Genomic DNA, 17,867 nt, shown 5'->3' on the forward strand with positions numbered 1-17,867 from the left:
TTTCTGTTTTATTACAGTGCTAATCGGTTGTGAATGCCCCTTAGCATAGCCGTACCCTCTTATGCTACAACTGGGGGAGAAATCGACTGATTGATTTCGGATTAGTGTTGTGGAGCATATCTTAACGAAGGCCGCCCACTTCCACTCCTGTGGGACCTGTTTGACCTGAAGATCCACTTTTACGAGCGGTTTTGCTCGAAAAAGTTAGCTGAAGGGCAAACCCACGGAAAGGGAAGTGGGCAGCCGGAGTGGTAGTTATCATCACGATATATTTCAAAATTATGTCTTAGATTACCGCACATCTAATTACTGCACTACTTAGAACAAACAAAACTTTCATTACTTCGCAGTTTTTATCTACACCGAACCAGAATAGAGTTGGCGAGGGGATTGGTATATATTAAAAAAAAACTTGGCAATTGCCAAGTCTTTTGCTTTATAGCGGCGGAGGGGATCGAACCCACGACCTCACGGGTATGAACCGTACGCTCTAGCCAGCTGAGCTACACCGCCATCATATAAATTAAGAACTTGTCTTTTTTTAAAGACACAAAAAATATAATACAACAGCTTTACCTATCTGTCAACAAACAACTTCAAATTTCTTATTATCTTTTCTGTATCAACACGGTCTGTCAAAAATATTGAAGGAAATGAAAGGAAGGTAGGAAGAAAATGTCGTTTGGTTCTTTATACAAAGAATAGCGTCGAACTTTTTAGAACTGCATCTTCCTTGTTTTGACAAAATATCGAGAGAAGATGTGATTTAATGTGGACAGAGGAGTGATATAAATGAACACATATACGGATAATAAACCAAAATCTTTTACTCATCCTATGGTGAGTAACTTACGTCAAAAGGTCGCCCAACATTGGACAAGCTTAATGTTTGAGAAAGGTTTGCTTATTTGTATTATTGGTTTCTTATTAGGAAGAGCCGTCATCTTATCAACACTTTCGCCATTTGTAATCGCATTCGTTGCGGCAGTCTGGTTTTTGCGTCGAGACAAGGTACTTCCCCTTATTACGTTCTCATTAATAGGAGCTTTTACATACGGACTTTCACATAGCTCCTATATATTTTTATCTATTTCTATCTTAATAGTTCTCTCATTTTTCATATATCAATCGAAAGCGATTGAGAGGATCTTGCCGTTTTTCGTCTTTTTTGCAGCTAGTATTCCTAGAATCAGCATCTATGCTATGACAACTCAACTAACATACTTGGAGTGGGTAATCGCATTTGTTGAAGGAACATTGGCAGCTGTTCTATTACTTATCTTTATGCAAAGCATTCCATTATTATCACCCAAAAGGTATAAACCAATATTAAAAAATGAAGAAATTGTTTGTTTCATTATTTTATTAGCTTCTGTATTAACAGGAGTTATTGGTGTAGAAGTCTATGAAGCGCAAATGGAACAGGTTCTTGCGCGATATTTAGTATTACTTCTTGCGTTGGTTGGGGGTGCTGCTATTGGTTCCACTGTTGGGGTTGTAGCTGGATTAATATTGAGCCTCGCTAGTATCGCTAATATGTTTCAAATGAGTTTATTGGCTTTCTCTGGTTTGTTAGGTGGTTTATTGAAAGAAGGAAGGAAACTGGCCGTCAGTTTAGGTTTATTAATCAGTACGTTGTTAATTAGCTTATATGGCGAGTCCTTCGATTATCTGGCATCTGCATTAATGGAATCAGCGTTAGCGATTTTATTATTTTTGATTACACCGAGCAAATTCATTAAGCAGCTTGCTAAATATATACCTGGTACTGTTGAACATACAAAAGAGCAGGAGCAATATTTGCAAAAGGTTCGTAACGTAACTGCACACCGGGTAGAACGGTTCTCCAATGTATTCAAAGCCTTATCTCGCAGTTTTCAAACTGAATCCAATCAATGGCAGGAACAGGATTTAGAAGTGGACTATTATTTAAGTAATGTTACAGAGAAAACCTGTCAAACATGTTTTAAAAAAGAAACCTGTTGGGTTCAACAATTTGATACAACCTATGAATTAATGCGCGATGTCAAAGACCAACTGGAAACAGATAATCAATTGAACAATATAACGAACAGACAGTTTGAAAATCATTGTATTAAATCTCGTAAAGTCATCGATACCATGCAACAAGAATTATCTTTTTTTGAAGCAAACAAACAGCTAAAGAAACAAGTGTTAGAAAGCAGACGTTTTGTCGCAGATCAATTACACGGTGTATCAGAAGTGATGGAGAATTTTGCTAATGAAATCCTCAAAGAAAAGGAAAATCATGAACAACAAGAAATTGAAATTGTTGCAGCGTTAAAACATGTCGGTATTGAGCTTGAAAAATTAGATATTTATAATCTGGAAAATGGCAACATCGATATTGAAATGGTCATCGCGTTCCAACAATACCATGGAGAAGCTGCGAAACTAATTGCGCCTATTCTTTCTGATATTTTGGATGAAACGATTATTGTCGTTGCGGAAGATCTATCTCCTTTAGCCAAAGGACATAGCTTTTTTACCTTCGGATCTGCCAGAAAATTTGTCGTTCAAACAGGAGTCGCACATGCTGCTAAAGGAGGAGGATTAATATCAGGAGATTGCTATAAATCAATGGAGCTTGGTGCCGGAAAGTACGCGTTAGCTATTAGTGACGGGATGGGGAACGGAGATCGAGCACATGAAGAAAGTACCGAAACATTACGTTTATTGCAACAAATTTTAGAATCTGGTTTACACGAGCAAGTGGCAATTAAGTCAATCAACTCTATTTTAGCACTAAGGACAAATGAAGAGATTTACGCAACATTAGATTTAGCAATGGTAGATCTTCATCATGCAGTAGTTCAATTTTTAAAAGTTGGTTCAACACCTAGTTTTATTATGCGAAGTGATGGTGTAGAGAAGATAGAAGCTGGTAACCTCCCAATCGGAATTATTCAAGAGGTGGAAGTGGATGTAGTCAGCACACAATTAAAAGCAGGAGATTTCTTGATTATGATGAGTGATGGAATTTTTGAAGGTCCGAAAGATATAGAGAATGTCGATCTTTGGTTGAAACGAAAGCTGCTAGAAATGGAAACGAAAGAGCCTCAAGAAATCGCTGATTTGTTGTTGGAAGAGGTGATTCGAACGCAAAGTGGTGAGATAGAAGATGATATGACGGTATTAGTAGCACAAATTACTGAAAATCAACCACAATGGGCACCCATTCGTTCTTTCCGGCAATTTGAACGAGAAAATATTAGCTAATGAGCGAGAGATAAAACGTATAATTCTTTCCATTATTGGCGAACCTTACTAATAATCAGTGACCAATAATTAGGAGGGAAAATGATATGAAAACAGGGACACTTAAACAAATTCTTTTAATTACGGATGGTTGTTCCAATCAAGGGGAAGATCCGGCACTTGTAGCTAGTTTAGTAGCAGAACAAGGAATTACTGTTAATGTCATTGGTATATTAGAAGATGATCATACTGAACAACCAGAGGGTTTGGAAGAAGTAGAAGAAATCGCTGGTAACGGTCATGGAGTCAGTCAAATTGTCTATCAGGATGCTCTAGCACAAACCGTTCAAACTGTTACAAAACAGGCGATGACAGAAACATTACAAGGTGTTGTAAATAATGAGTTAACGCAAATACTAGGAAGTGAAAAAACAATGGAAGAATTACCCCCAGATCAGCGCGGGGAAGTAATGGAAGTAGTGGATGAATTAGGGGAAACATGTGATTTAGAAGTGTTAGTACTAGTCGATACAAGTGCAAGCATGACGAATAAATTACCAACTGTTCAAGAAGCTCTAATTGATCTTTCTATCAGTATGAACGCACGAATTGGGAGAAGTCGTTTCGCTGTATATCAATTCCCTGGTCGAAAAAAATCAATTCAACAATTAGTAGATTGGACATCAAAACTAGATTCCATCACTTCTATTTTCGCAAAAATATCCAGTGGAGGTATTACACCAACTGGACCAGCTTTAAAAGAAGCTATGTATCAATTTGGTAAGAAGACGTTACGAAGGAGATTTATACGCGATGATTACACAGACATCGAAGAAGCCTGATATACATTTAAGGAAAGGACAAATAGTCAAAGGTAAATGGCACCGTAATCACTACCATGTAGTAAAAAAACTAGGAAGCGGTGCGATTGGCGCTGTTTATCTTTGTGTCCACGAGAACAGACAAGTAGCACTGAAAATCAGTAAACAAAGTGCATCTGTGAGTTCCGAAGTAAATGTATTGAAATCCTTCCAAGCGGTTCAAGGTTATCACCTTGGACCTTCTTTGATGGATGTGGATGATTATCAGGCTCAGAACGGTTTTAATTATTCTTTCTATGTCATGGAGTATATCTCTGGTGAGTCATTGCATGATTTTATCAGAAGAAATGGTCATGAGTGGTTAGTATCTCTTCTAATAAAATTCGCTAATGATTTACATGTATTACATCAGCAAGGGTATGTATTTGGTGACTTAAAAATAGAAAATTTAATTGTATCACGCAAACCGGTTCAATTAAGATGGGTTGATGTAGGTGGGACAACATTACAAGGTAGATCGATCAAGGAGTACACCGAATTTTACGATCGTGCCTATTGGCAATGCGGTTCACGTAAAGCAGATCCGGGGTACGATCTTTTCGCATTAGCTATGGTGATTTTGCGTGTCTATTATCCCAATGGATTTACAAGAGGAAATAATCCTAAAAAAACGTTACAGCAGAAAATCAATAGAGCGGTAACGATTGAACCACTGAAGAAATTACTGCTAATGCTCATCAATAATTCGGTTAACGATGCTGAGCAGGTAAAAGACTTTTTATTGACTTATTTTATTCATCAGAAATCAAAAAAAAATAAGAGAAGATATAATCAACAAGCAAAAAGCTCTCATGAAGCATTTCACCCTTTTCTTGAAGTAAGTAGTATATTAACCATAGGAGGAGTTTGTTATCTTTATGTAACATTTTTTATGTGATAAAAGGATTTTATAACGCATATTATGTTAAAATAATGTAAAAGAGATTGGATGGGGTGGTGGTGTTTGAGTAGATCAACCCTTTATGATAAATTGACGCCATTTATGAAGAGACATCAATTACTACATATGCATGCAAAGGTGTTAGTAGGTGTTTCGGGTGGTGCAGATTCCTTATTATTGTTGCATTATTTAATAAGCGTGCAGAAACAGTGGCATTTAAAAATTGTGGTGATTTCTATTGATCATGGTTTACGTGGTGAAGAGTCCGCAGAAGATGTTAAATACGTTGAAAGTATTTGTGAGAATTTAGGAGTCCCTTTTGTTGGGAAGCAGGTAAATGTGAACAGGAGAAAAGAAATACATAAAGAAGGAACGCAATTAGCCGCCCGTCATTTACGTTATCAAGTATTTGAAGAGGTCATGGAAGAAACAGGATCTGATGTTTTAGCCCTGGCACATCATGGTGATGACCAGGTAGAAACAGTATTAATGCGGATGGTGCGTCAGTCTAATCCAACTGCTTTAACTGGTATCCCGATAAAAAGGGAATTTGCAATCGGACATATAATTAGACCTTTATTATGTTTATCCAAGGATGAGATTTATCGGTATTGCCGAGAACTCGATATTGTTCCCAGAGAGGACCCATCGAACAACTCTATAACCTATACACGTAACTTTTTTCGTTTGCATGTCTTACCGTTGCTCCGGCAACAAGATCATCAAGTCCATCTTCATGTCCAGGAAATGACAGAGCGTATGACGGAAGACGAGGAATTTCTTCAAACACAATCAGAAGCAATGGTGCATGAAGTCGTCACATGTAAAAAAAACATGGTGTTTTTTAATATTGATGTTTTTCGATCTTATCCGATAGCTTTACAAAGACGAGCCTTTCGTCTAATATTAAACTATCTTTATCAAGAAGTACCGACAGATTTATCTTCGCAACATGAAAAAGACTTTTTTTCATTATTAAGACAACAAAAGAGTAATGTTAACTTAGATTTCCCGAAATCTTTAACAGTAACGAAAAATTATCAGGAATTGCGTTTCCACTTTCTCTCCCAAGTCAAAAAGGAATGGAAAGTCCACCAATTCATAAAAGTTCCCGGTGTAATGCTATTACCGAACGGCGTAACCCTTACAGTCACATATGCCTCTGGAACCATCCATGAAGATAATCATACTTTACATATCCCAATCGAATGTGAATCTTTATTACCGTTGAGTATGAGAGTGAGAATGCCTGGGGATCGTATGAATGTTAGAGGGTTAAATGGCCGGAAGAAAGTCAAAGATATATTTATTGATGAGAAGGTTCCAGTTTATTTAAGAGACAACTGGCCACTCATATTTGGTGCAGATGGATCCTTACTTTGGATTGTAGGTTTAAAGAAAGCGGAAATAGTACGCGAAAGTTCTGTTGGGAAATATATTGCATTAACATATACAGATTCAAGTGAATAGGGAGGCAGCAAGATGCACAATGAAATAAAGGAAATATTAATTTCCGAAGAGCAAATACAAGCGAAATGTAGAGAGCTCGGGGAACAATTAACGAAAGAATATGAAGGAAAATTTCCGTTAGCAATTGGTGTGTTAAAGGGAGCATTACCTTTTATGTCGGATATATTACGTTCGATTGATACACATCTGGAAATGGATTTTATGGATGTGTCCAGTTACGGGAATGAAATGCGATCCTCTGGTGAAGTTAAAATCGTAAAAGATTTAGATACAAAAGTAGAGGGACGTGATATCATAATTATGGAAGACATTATTGATAGTGGTCTTACACTAAGCTATCTAGTTGATTTATTTAAGTATCGACAAGCAAATTCTATTAAAATTGTCACATTATTAGATAAGCCTGAAGGTAGAACTGCTGAAATTAAAGCAGATAAGGTAGGTTTTGAAGTGCCAAATGAATTTGTGGTAGGCTATGGATTAGACTATCAAGAGAAATACCGAAATCTTCCATATATCGGAATTTTGAAACCGGAAATTTATGGTGGAGAAGAATAAAGGAAAAAAATGAAGCAGATGTCAGTTGTAATTAGTTGTCATGAAGTCTTTCAATATGATACTATTTACTATAGTTTTCTCGTCTCGGGAGGAGGTAGGCAATGAATCGGATTATACGTAACGTGATTCTCTATTTTGTAATCTTTTTAGTTGTGATAGGGATCATATCAGTATTCAGCAGCCAAAACAATCAGGCTGAAGAATTAAAAGTAAATGAATTTATGCAAGCATTGGAAAATAACGAAATCACAGATATGGAAATGCGCCCTTCCAATGGTGTAATACGTGTGGCAGGGGAATTAGAACAAGATGATAAAACCTTTGTTACCAATATCTTAGATAGTCCGGGTATTATCGAACAGATTGAAGAAACTGCCCAAGATCAAGGGATATTAAGTGTGAAAGAAGAAGAACAACCAAGTGGATGGGTAACGTTCTTAACTACCATGATTCCATTTGTAATTATATTCATTCTGTTTTTCTTCTTACTTAACCAAGCTCAAGGTGGCGGTAGCCGTGTCATGAACTTTGGTAAGAGTAAAGCGAAAATGTACAGTGAAGAAAAGAAAAAAGTTCGTTTCAGAGATGTTGCTGGTGCGGATGAAGAGAAGCAGGAATTAGTGGAGGTCGTAGATTTCTTAAAGGATCCCCGTAAATTCGCTGCTATTGGTGCAAAAATTCCAAAAGGGGTTTTATTAGTAGGACCTCCTGGTACAGGTAAAACATTACTTGCCAGAGCAGTTGCAGGTGAAGCAGGAGTTCCGTTCTTTTCTATCAGTGGTTCGGACTTCGTTGAAATGTTTGTAGGTGTTGGTGCATCTCGTGTACGTGATTTATTTGAAAATGCGAAGAAAAATGCGCCATGTATCATCTTTATTGATGAGATTGATGCAGTAGGTCGTCAGCGTGGTGCTGGTGTAGGTGGCGGTCACGACGAACGTGAACAAACCTTAAACCAATTACTCGTTGAAATGGATGGTTTTGGTGAGAATGAAGGAATTATCATTATCGCTGCAACAAACAGACCAGATATTTTAGACCCGGCATTATTACGTCCAGGACGTTTTGACCGTCAAATTACAGTAGATCGTCCAGACTTAAGAGGTCGTGAAGATGTCTTAAAAGTACACGTGCGTGATAAACCACTAGCAGATGATGTGGAGTTAAAAACGATTGCGATGCGTACACCAGGTTTCTCTGGTGCAGATTTGGAGAACTTGCTGAATGAAGCGGCACTTGTAGCGGCACGATATGATAAAGATAAAATTGGCATGGAAGATGTTGACGAAGCAATTGACCGTGTTATTGCTGGGCCTGCTAAGAAAAGTAGGGTTATATCCAAAAAAGAACGAAATATTGTTGCGTACCATGAAAGTGGACACACAATTATCGGTATGGTACTAGATGATGCTGATATGGTACATAAGGTGACGATAGTACCTCGTGGTCAAGCTGGTGGATATGCCGTCATGCTTCCGCGTGAAGATCGCTACTTTATGACAAAACCAGAATTATTTGATAAAATTACCGGTTTATTAGGTGGTCGTGTAGCCGAAGAGGTTATCTTCGGTGAAGTAAGTACTGGTGCACATAATGACTTCCAACGAGCAACTGGAATTGCTCGTAAGATGGTTACGGAATATGGTATGAGTGAAAAAATTGGACCACTGCAATTTGGTAATAGTAATAGCCAAGTATTCTTGGGCCGTGATATGCAAAATGAACAAAATTACAGTGATGCAATTGCATATGAAATTGACCAGGAAATTCAAAACCTTATTCAGGAATGCTATGGCAGAGCACAAGAAATTCTCACAGAAAATCGTGATAAGTTAGAGCTTGTAGCGAAGACTTTATTAGAAGTGGAGACGCTAGATGCCAAGCAGATTAAAGGGTTATTTGAAGATGGTAAACTACCAGATCCAGTTGTTTCTGAACAAGATGGCGGAGAAAAACCATCTGAAAAGGCAGAAACAGAAGAATCAAATAATGAAGATGAAAAATCTTCTGATGTAAAAGTGAACATCCAACCAAAATCAGAAGAAGAAACAAACACGGAAGAAGAAACACCAGAAAACAAAGATAAAGAATAAACCAAAAGCAGTTCCTTCTAAGGAGCTGCTTTTTCATTTTAAAGGGAAAGAATATAAAGATGCACAAAAACCATAAACTGCGCAGTAACTAATTGCGTAGATTTGCTTTCTTCCACCTTTTTGATGGTGAGTGCTGGGAAACGCTCCGGCAGAATACTTCGCTAATTTTAGTGTTCTGATTATTAGGAGCATAGAACTCATGGAACTATATTCTTCAGGTTTCCTGTAACTTTATTAGAACACTATTCTAAGCTGCGGAAAAATGCGACACTCCTGTGGGAAAGGAACAGTCTGAAGACCCCGCAACGAGCGTATTTTGCTCGTGAGGAGGCTGAAACGTTCCCCGACGGCATAGAAGACACTACGAAAGCGATCTTTGCTTGAGTAGATGTTGCGCTTGTGCCCTTGGGTGAAAGGGAGTATTTTTCTGCAGCGACGAATTAGCAGTCACCTCCAGAAGAATGGAAGAACATCTCTCCCAAAATGAATTTTCACTGTTGCGCAGTTTGTATCTATTACGAAACAAATACAGGATAGGGGGGTGGAAATCGGTAGCGTATAGCGGTGGGAGCAATCACTCAAGTTCTTTAAGCGGATTAAGGACAACCTTAAAACTTGCGACTAGTTGCTTGCAAGCTATACAATATGAAAATAAGTAAACAAATTTTAAATATTGTGGAGGAAATTATGATCTTTGTATTAGATGTTGGTAACACAAACACCGTATTAGGAGTGTTTAGCGAAGGCCAATTAACATATCAGTGGCGCATGCAAACAGACAAAAACCAAACAGAAGACGAATATGCCATGTTTATTAAATCCCTATTAGCACATGAAGGATTAACTTTTTCCGACATTAATGGCATTGTTATCTCATCCGTAGTCCCACCAATTTTATTTGCCCTCCAGCGTATGGCAGATAAATATTTTCATTGTAGCCCAATGATAATTGGTGATGAAAAAGTGAATCCATACTTAAAAATGAAGTATCCTAATCCTAAAGAGTTAGGTGCTGACCGTGTCGTCAATGCAGTCGGCGTCATCAAAGAATATGGTTCACCGAGTATTATTATCGATTTCGGGACTGCTACTACTTATTGTTATATCAATGAGGCAGATGAATATGTCAGTGGTGTTATCACTCCCGGCATTAATATTTCATTAGAAGCTCTATACCAAAATGCAGCCAAGTTGCCGAAAATCGAAGTAAAAAAACCAAATCAGGTTTTAGGTAAATCGACGGTGGAAGCTATGCAATCAGGTGTTTATTTCGGATACGTGGGTCAAGTAGATGCCGTCGTTAACCGGGTGAAAAAGGAGGTTGGAGGATCACCAAAAGTGATCGCCACAGGTGGTTTAGCGACATTAATTGCCAAAGACTCTTCTGTCATTGATATTGTCGACCCTTATCTAACCTTAAAAGGATTGTACGAAATATACCAAAAGAATGAGAGAAATTTTGCATAAAAGAAAGGACGTATATATATGAGTGATTATTTATTAAAAGCAACAGCATACGCTGGAGATGTGAGGGCATACGCAATCCGATCAACAGATACAGTAGAAGAAGCACGCCAACGTCAAGATACCTGGGCAACAGCTTCTGCAGCAATGGGAAGAACACTTTCCATATCCACGATGTTAGGTGCGATGCTGAAAGGCGACGATAAGTTGACAGTGAAAGTGGAAGGAAACGGTCCAATGGGGGCAATTATCACTGATGCAAATGCCAAAGGAGAAGTACGTGGCTATGTTGGAAATCCCCATGTAGATTTCGAATCGAACGAACATGGTAAACTAGATGTAAGAAGAGCAGTAGGAACTGAGGGAACACTAAGCATTGTTAAAGATTTAGGCTTGAAGAATCATTTTACTGGTCAAGTTCCCATTGTATCAGGAGAAATAAGTGAAGACTTTACGTATTATTTAGCTAATTCTGAACAGGTTCCATCAGCGGTAGGAGCGGGTGTTTTAGTAAACCCTGATCACAGCATTTTAGCTGCGGGAGGATTTATCGTACAAATGTTGCCAGGAGCATCGGAAGATACAATTGCCAGAATTGAAGAAAATATCGCCAATGTCCCACCTATTTCAAAGTTGATCCAAGATGGAAAACTACCAGAGGAGATATTGGGATTGTTATTAGGTGAGGACAAAGTAAAAATACATGAACGTTTACCTGTGCAATTTTCTTGCCCTTGCTCAAAAGAAAGACTGGAAACAGCAATCCAAAGTTTAGGGAATGAAGAGATTGATGCCATGATTAGGGAAGATCATGGTGCAACAGCTTCTTGTCATTTTTGTAATGAAATATACAAATTCTCAATAGATGAATTGCGAGCATTGAAGACAGAGTAAAAGGGGGAGTAATGGTTGAGGGTATCACGTCTGGTATTATGGTCTATTATATTACTATTGCTCATAACAAATATTACAACCATTTTTATCCTCTCTGGAGAAAATAGCTCAAATGAATTTGCAGTATTAGAAGAAAATAGAGTGGATAGTAATAAACCTTTAGCAGAGATCGGCAATCAGGAAATTTTGTACCAAGATTGGATGAGCGAATTAACAGAGCAATATGGTAAGTCCGTTTTAAACGATTTAATTGATCAAGAAGTTGTTTTTCAGTTGGCAGAGGAAGAGAATCTGGAAATTCATCCTAAAATAGTGGATCGAGAATTATCCAGAATGATGGTAATGCAAGGAGTATTATCAGCAGAGGAAAAAGAGAAAAAAATGGAGAAATGGACAGAGCAAATTAAATATCGTTATTATTTACAACATCTTTTAAGTGAAAATATCAGTGTATCTGAAACAGAAATAGAAGAGTATTATCAATTTTATCAAAATCAATACCAGTTTGATGATATGGTCCAATTATCACACATTCTCGTTTCTACGGAACAAGATGCAGAGTATGTGATGGCGAGGTTGGAAGATGGCGAATCTTTTAGTGAGGTCGCATCAGAGTTGTCTGTTGATGAAGAAAGTAAAGCGAATGGTGGCTATTTAGGATATTATTCTGAGACAAGCAGTTTTATACCAAGTGAATACTTTGAGACAGCTACGTCATTAAAAGCAGGAACGTATAGCGAACCAATATTGGTAAACAACGGGTATGCGATTATCTTTCATCATCAACATCTCCCCGATATAGAATTGAGCTATGAAGAGGCGTATGAGGAAGTACGACAAGATATAGCATTAGATCAATTAGAATCTGAAGTAGATGCTTCGGTTCTTTGGGATCAGCTAGAGATAGATTTAAACTATAAAAATGAAGGAAATTAGCGGACCCTTCCATTTTATGGGTTGACAATGTATGCCGTTTCATGTAAATTGTATATAAAACCAATGATTTTACTTGGATTTGAGGAGGAACTGGAATGAAAGTAGCTCAAAATGTTGCGGAATTGATTGGAAACACGCCAATTGTGAAATTAAATCGTACGGCTGATCCAGAAGGTGCAGAGATTTATTTAAAGTTAGAATTCATGAATCCTGGTAGTTCTGTTAAGGATCGTATCGCACTCGCGATGATTGAAGCGGCCGAAGAAGAAGGTGTTTTGAAGGACGGAGATACCATTGTTGAACCAACAAGTGGTAATACAGGTATAGGTTTAGCATTAGTTGCCGCTGTTAAAGGATATAAAGCAATTTTGGTAATGCCTGATACAATGAGTATGGAAAGACGTAATCTCTTGCGTGCTTATGGTGCAGATTTAGTACTGACACCAGGTGCAGATGGTATGAAAGGTGCCATTGCAAAAGCCGGAGAATTACAAAAAGAACACGGCTATTTCATGCCTCAGCAATTTAACAATGTAGCAAACCCTGCTGTTCATGCACGTACAACTGGTAAAGAAATTGTTGAGCAAATGGGTGATCAACTGGATGCATTTATTTCTGGTATTGGAACTGGTGGAACAATTACTGGTGCCGGTAAAGTCTTGAAGGATCAATACAAAGATATTAAGATTTATGCGCTAGAACCAACTGATTCAGCTATATTATCGGGAAATAAACCGGGTCCTCATAAAATTCAAGGAATTGGTGCGGGATTTGTACCAGAAGTTCTTGACACGGATATTTATGATGAAGTGATTACGGTTACTAATGATCAAGCATATGAAACAGCTAGAGAAGCTGCTCGCAAAGATGGTGTGCTAGGTGGTGTATCATCAGGCGCAGCTATTTATGCTGCTAAACAAGTAGCTCAAAAACTTGGAAAAGGCAAAAAAGTTCTTGCTGTTCTTCCGAGTAACGGTGAACGTTATCTATCAACACCACTTTATCAATTCGACGAAGAATAAACAGCAAACGGTTATTTAATAAAATAGATTGAATAAACGAAGAACCCGTTTCATTTATATAATGAAGCGGGTTTTTATTTCAAGATAAGCGTTTCCCAGCACTCACCTTCAACAAGGTGGAAGAGCAAATCTACGCAATAAGTTATTGCGCTGTTTGTAAGTTTGTATCTATCACGAATGAGGTAAAAAGAGGGTATGGAGAGCTTATCTCTCTTCGGGATAGAATTGATGTTAGTAGAAGAAAATATTTTTCAACAGAGTTAAACTTTTCATAAGTATTTATGTTATAATATTTTGTTATGAATACATTATAGAATTCGTTTCGTAAGGGTGGGGTATCATGGAAAAATGGCTACGCACAAAAATAAAAGATTATCACTATCCGGAAAAAACATTAGTCATGGGTATATTAAATGTTACACCAGACTCTTTTTCTGATGGGGGTAAATATAATAATATCCAAGCGGCCATCCGCCAAGCAAAACAAATGGAAGAAGAAGGCGCGGACATTATTGATATTGGTGGTGAATCAACAAGACCCGGACACACGCCAGTAACAGAGAGAGAAGAAATAGACCGAGTGATTCCAGTTATTAAAGCGCTAGTAGATGAAATAAATATACCAATTTCAATTGATACATGGAAAGCGGAGGTAGCAAAGCTCTCAATAGAAGCAGGAGCATCGATTATTAATGATGTCTGGGGTGCAAAGAAAGAACCGGAAATTGCAAAGGTAGCAGCAGAATTAGATGTTCCGATTATACTGATGCACAATCGCGAAAACCCAACATACGATTCGCTGATCGATGACGTGTTATCCGATTTAAAAGAGAGTATCCAGATTGCGTTAGATGCAGGCGTAAAAAAAGAGCAGATGATCCTCGATCCAGGCGTTGGATTTGCTAAGACATATGAAGAAAATATTCAAGTAATTCAGGAAATGGATCGTCTTCGAGAATTAGATTATCCGGTTTTACTCGGAACATCCCGGAAGTCCATTATTGCCAAAACATTAAATTTGCCAGTCGACGAACGGGATGAAGGAACTGGAGCGACTGTATGCTACGGTTTAACAAAGGGTTGTGAGATGGTCCGCGTTCATAATGTCGAATTAAATGTAAGAATGGTCAAGATGATGGACAAGCTGATTGGTAAAGGTGGTGTATAAGATGGATAAGATTTATCTTAATAAAATGACTTTTTACGGGTTTCATGGAGTATTACCTGAAGAAAAAAAGTTGGGGCAACGTTTTTTAGTAGATGTTATATTAGAAGCAGATTTGAAACAAGCAGGAAAAGCAGACGATCTCCATCTTTCCATTGACTATGGCCTCGTTTATCAATTGACAGAACAAGTCGTCGAAGGACGTTCTAAAAATTTAATTGAAGCAGTGGCTGAAGAGATTGCAGAGGTACTTTTGTTCCAGTTTGACCTATTAAAAGCATGCACAGTCAAAGTGATCAAACCTGACCCACCTATTCCGGGTCATTATCAATCGGTAGCTGTTGAAATACACAGGGAGAAGTCTTTATGAAAAAAGTATATATAGCACTTGGATCAAATATCCAACCTAGATTAACTTATTTAGATCAAGCTATAGAAGAATTAGCTAAGCATGATAAAATAGTAATAAATGGCCAATCTTCTGTTTATGAAACAGATCCAGTTGGTTTTGTAGACCAAGAGCAATTTTTGAATATGGTGATCGAAATCGAAACAGATCTAGATCCGAATTCCCTGCTGAATGTTTGCCAAACTATTGAACAGAATTTTGGCAGGAAACGAGAAATAAAATGGGGTCCAAGGACAATTGATCTTGATATTTTAGTATATGACCAAGAAGATATAGAAACAGAGCGATTAATTTTGCCGCATCCCAGATTACACGAACGAGCATTTGTTTTAATACCATTAGCAGAAATAAATCCATTTTTATATATAGCACATGTAGATAAGAATATAACAGAATTATTAGCAAAAATACCTGCACAAGATAAAGAAGGAGTAGTCAAATGGCAACAAACAAATGGGGTAAGAGAATCAAAGCGTTTCGGAAGTTGAAAGGTTATACACAAATAGAATTTGCAGAAAAACTAGGAATATCTGTTTCCCAATTAGGTGAAATGGAAAGAGGTAAAAGAATCCCTACAACGGATAATTTAGAAGATATAGCAACTAAGCTAGATATTTCATTAGAAGAATTTGCACCTTAAAAGGAAATGGTAACGTACTTAATCAAATAAATCAGACAGAAGCTAAAGAAGAACTATTATGTGATTATGTAGAACAATTAGAACAAAAAGCAAGCGTTTCTTAAGTGTGTAAACATTGACACAAAAGAGTTCCTTTTCTATACTAATCATAAATGTGATACTGCCAGTTTGATGCTGGCAGTTTTTTGATATATAAATAAATTATTGGGGTGAATAGAATGAGTGAAGAACTAAATGAACACATGCGTGTGCGTTTGGATAAAATGAACAGTTACCGTGAGCAGGGTATTGATCCATTTGGTGATAAATTTGTTCGTACACACTTGGCTGAAGAATTAATAGAAGAATATGATCAGTTCTCTAAAGAAGAATTAGAAGAAAAAGCAATTGAAACTACAGTAGCAGGCCGGATTATGACGAAGCGAGGCAAAGGAAAAGCTGGTTTCTCACATTTTCAAGATTTAAGTGGCCAAATCCAATTATATGTACGTAAAGATAAAATTGGAGAAGAAGCTTACGAAATCTTTAAATCTGCAGACTTAGGGGATATTGTAGGTGTTACGGGTACGGTATTCAAAACAAATGTTGGGGAACTTTCGGTAAAAGCAAGCGAATTTACGATGCTAACGAAATCTCTTCGTCCTTTACCAGAGAAGTTTCACGGCCTAAAAGACGTAGAGCAACGTTATCGTCAGCGTTACTTAGATTTGATTACTAATGCGGAAAGTAAAGGTACGTTTGTGCTTCGCAGTAAAATTATTCAGTCCATGCGTCGATACTTAGATGATAGAGGTTTCTTAGAAGTTGAAACACCAATGATGCACGGTATTGCTGGTGGCGCATCCGCTCGTCCGTTTGAAACACACCATAACGCGCTTGATATTCCTTTATATATGCGTATTGCAATTGAGTTGCATTTAAAACGATTGATTATTGGTGGTATGGAAAAAGTTTATGAAATTGGTCGTGTATTCCGTAATGAAGGGGTATCCACTCGTCACAACCCGGAATTTACCATGATTGAATTGTATGAAGCATATGCAGACTATCATGATATTATGGAGCTAGTTGAAAACCTAGTGGCACATATCGCTAAAGACGTAACAGGATCTACAACAGTTACTTATGGAGACTATGAGATTGATTTAGCGCCAAAATGGACAAGACTTCATATGGTAGATGCCATTAAAGAATATACAGGAATTGATTTCTGGAAAGAGACGACGGATGATGAGGCGAAAGCTTTAGCGAAAGAACAAGGTGTAAAAGTAGAAGATACTATGACATATGGACATGTTGTTAATGAATTTTTTGAACAGAAGGTAGAAGAGAAGTTAATTCAGCCAACCTTCGTTTATGGTCATCCTGTAGAAATATCTCCTTTAGCTAAGAAGAACAAGGAGGATCAACGTTTCACAGATCGTTTTGAACTTTTTATTGTTGGACGTGAGCATGCAAATGCATTCTCTGAATTAAATGATCCAATTGACCAACGAGAACGATTTGAAGCACAAGTTAAAGAAAAAGAACAAGGTAATGACGAAGCGCATGAAATGGATGAAGACTTTTTAGAAGCACTTGAGTATGGTATGCCTCCAACTGGTGGTTTAGGAATAGGTATTGATCGACTTGTTATGTTGTTAACTAACTCTCCATCAATCCGAGATGTTTTACTTTTCCCACAAATGCGTAATAAATAATTGTACAAAGGACCTTGCCCATTCACGGGACTAAGGTTCTTTTTTCATAGATAGAAAAGGTTTCGAATATTTTATTTAAAAAAATGAAGAATGTTGTTGACATTAAATCTCTTTGCATGGTATATTATTAGTCGTCGCTGAAAACGACATAACAAAAAATATCATCTTTCAACAACAAGCAAGAATTTAAAGCAAAAAAGTTGTTGACATGAAATGAATGAGATGGTATGATATAAAAGCTGTCGCAAAAAACAGCCAACACATTGATCTTTGAAAACTGAACAAAACAACCAGTATGATTTTAAACATGAAACAAGCTAGCTTTTAGAAGCGAGCGCAAGACAACTTTATTGAGAGTTTGATCTTGGCTCAGGACGAACGCTGGCGGCGTGCCTAATACATGCAAGTCGAGCGCGGGAAGCTTGTCTGATCTCTTCGGAGTGAAGCGAGTGGAACGAGCGGCGGACGGGTGAGTAACACGTGGGCAACCTACCTATAAGACTGGGATAACTCCGGGAAACCGGGGCTAATACCGG

At 37.7% G+C, this 17,867-nt stretch carries 14 protein-coding genes, 1 tRNA gene, 1 rRNA gene and 1 pseudogene; 16 read left to right on the forward strand and 1 reads right to left on the reverse strand.

Annotation, left to right across the window (positions count from 1 at the left end):
• Nucleotides 1-439 precede the first annotated feature (439 nt).
• Nucleotides 440-513 (reverse strand) — tRNA-Met (locus tag BM121_RS21475).
• Between the two features lie 279 nt (nt 514-792).
• Between BM121_RS21475 and spoIIE the strand changes: the two genes are divergently transcribed.
• From spoIIE to BM121_RS21555, 16 genes and pseudogenes are all read left to right on the forward strand, one after another.
• A complete protein-coding gene (spoIIE, locus tag BM121_RS21480) occupies nt 793-3,240 on the forward strand; it encodes a stage II sporulation protein E (protein ID WP_091486788.1) in 2,448 nt (815 codons plus the stop codon).
• A 68-nt stretch (nt 3,241-3,308) separates the two neighbouring features.
• Nucleotides 3,309-4,061 carry a vWA domain-containing protein gene (locus BM121_RS21485; RefSeq protein ID WP_342714527.1) on the forward strand — a complete coding sequence of 251 codons (753 nt, stop codon included), beginning with the start codon at nt 3,309-3,311 and terminating at the stop codon, nt 4,059-4,061.
• Complete coding sequence (locus tag BM121_RS21490) at nt 4,033-4,977, forward strand: serine/threonine protein kinase (RefSeq protein WP_091486793.1); 945 nt, start codon at nt 4,033-4,035, stop codon at nt 4,975-4,977. The genes BM121_RS21485 and BM121_RS21490 overlap by 29 nt, the downstream gene beginning before the upstream one ends.
• Before the next feature lie 66 nt (nt 4,978-5,043).
• Nucleotides 5,044-6,450 carry a tRNA lysidine(34) synthetase TilS gene (gene tilS / locus BM121_RS21495; RefSeq protein WP_175495525.1) on the forward strand — a complete coding sequence of 469 codons (1,407 nt, stop codon included), beginning with the start codon at nt 5,044-5,046 and terminating at the stop codon, nt 6,448-6,450.
• Between the two features lie 12 nt (nt 6,451-6,462).
• Nucleotides 6,463-7,008 carry a hypoxanthine phosphoribosyltransferase gene (gene hpt / locus BM121_RS21500; RefSeq protein WP_091486799.1) on the forward strand — a complete coding sequence of 182 codons (546 nt, stop codon included), beginning with the start codon at nt 6,463-6,465 and terminating at the stop codon, nt 7,006-7,008.
• Between the two features lie 101 nt (nt 7,009-7,109).
• A pseudogene (gene ftsH / locus BM121_RS21505) lies at nt 7,110-8,907 on the forward strand (ATP-dependent zinc metalloprotease FtsH); the annotation flags it as partial.
• A gap of 881 nt (nt 8,908-9,788) precedes the next feature.
• On the forward strand, nt 9,789-10,568 hold the full coding sequence (locus BM121_RS21510) for a type III pantothenate kinase (protein WP_091486804.1): 780 nt from the start codon (nt 9,789-9,791) through the stop codon (nt 10,566-10,568).
• 18 nt (nt 10,569-10,586) lie between these two features.
• Complete coding sequence (gene hslO / locus BM121_RS21515; RefSeq protein ID WP_091486807.1) at nt 10,587-11,459, forward strand: Hsp33 family molecular chaperone HslO; 873 nt, start codon at nt 10,587-10,589, stop codon at nt 11,457-11,459.
• 15 nt (nt 11,460-11,474) lie between these two features.
• Nucleotides 11,475-12,395, forward strand: a complete 921-nt coding sequence (locus BM121_RS21520; RefSeq protein WP_091486809.1) for a peptidylprolyl isomerase — start codon at nt 11,475-11,477, stop codon at nt 12,393-12,395.
• A 95-nt stretch (nt 12,396-12,490) separates the two neighbouring features.
• Nucleotides 12,491-13,417 (forward strand): cysteine synthase A, encoded by a 927-nt coding sequence (gene cysK / locus BM121_RS21525; RefSeq protein WP_091486811.1) that lies wholly within the window; start codon nt 12,491-12,493, stop codon nt 13,415-13,417.
• A gap of 340 nt (nt 13,418-13,757) precedes the next feature.
• Nucleotides 13,758-14,585: a dihydropteroate synthase gene (folP, locus tag BM121_RS21530; RefSeq protein ID WP_091486814.1), complete on the forward strand. Its 828-nt coding sequence runs from the start codon at nt 13,758-13,760 to the stop codon at nt 14,583-14,585.
• Nucleotide 14,586: 1 nt separating this feature from the next.
• Nucleotides 14,587-14,952 carry a dihydroneopterin aldolase gene (gene folB / locus BM121_RS21535; RefSeq protein ID WP_091486816.1) on the forward strand — a complete coding sequence of 122 codons (366 nt, stop codon included), beginning with the start codon at nt 14,587-14,589 and terminating at the stop codon, nt 14,950-14,952.
• Nucleotides 14,949-15,479, forward strand: a complete 531-nt coding sequence (gene folK, locus BM121_RS21540) for a 2-amino-4-hydroxy-6-hydroxymethyldihydropteridine diphosphokinase (RefSeq protein ID WP_091486819.1) — start codon at nt 14,949-14,951, stop codon at nt 15,477-15,479. Before folB ends, folK begins: the two co-directional genes overlap by 4 nt.
• The gene (locus BM121_RS21545) at nt 15,431-15,631 is read left to right on the forward strand and encodes a helix-turn-helix domain-containing protein (RefSeq protein ID WP_091486822.1); all 201 of its coding nucleotides are present in this window, start codon (nt 15,431-15,433) and stop codon (nt 15,629-15,631) included. Before folK ends, BM121_RS21545 begins: the two co-directional genes overlap by 49 nt.
• A 218-nt stretch (nt 15,632-15,849) precedes the next feature.
• Nucleotides 15,850-17,331, forward strand: coding sequence for a lysine--tRNA ligase (lysS, locus tag BM121_RS21550; RefSeq protein ID WP_091486824.1), 1,482 nt, complete (start codon nt 15,850-15,852; stop codon nt 17,329-17,331).
• 346 nt (nt 17,332-17,677) lie between these two features.
• Nucleotides 17,678-17,867: ribosomal RNA gene (locus BM121_RS21555) — 16S ribosomal RNA — on the forward strand; the annotation flags it as partial.

Origin of the sequence: Gracilibacillus orientalis (assembly GCF_900114645.1) — a bacterium.
In the GTDB taxonomy this organism is placed as follows: domain Bacteria; phylum Bacillota; class Bacilli; order Bacillales; family Amphibacillaceae; genus Gracilibacillus; species Gracilibacillus orientalis.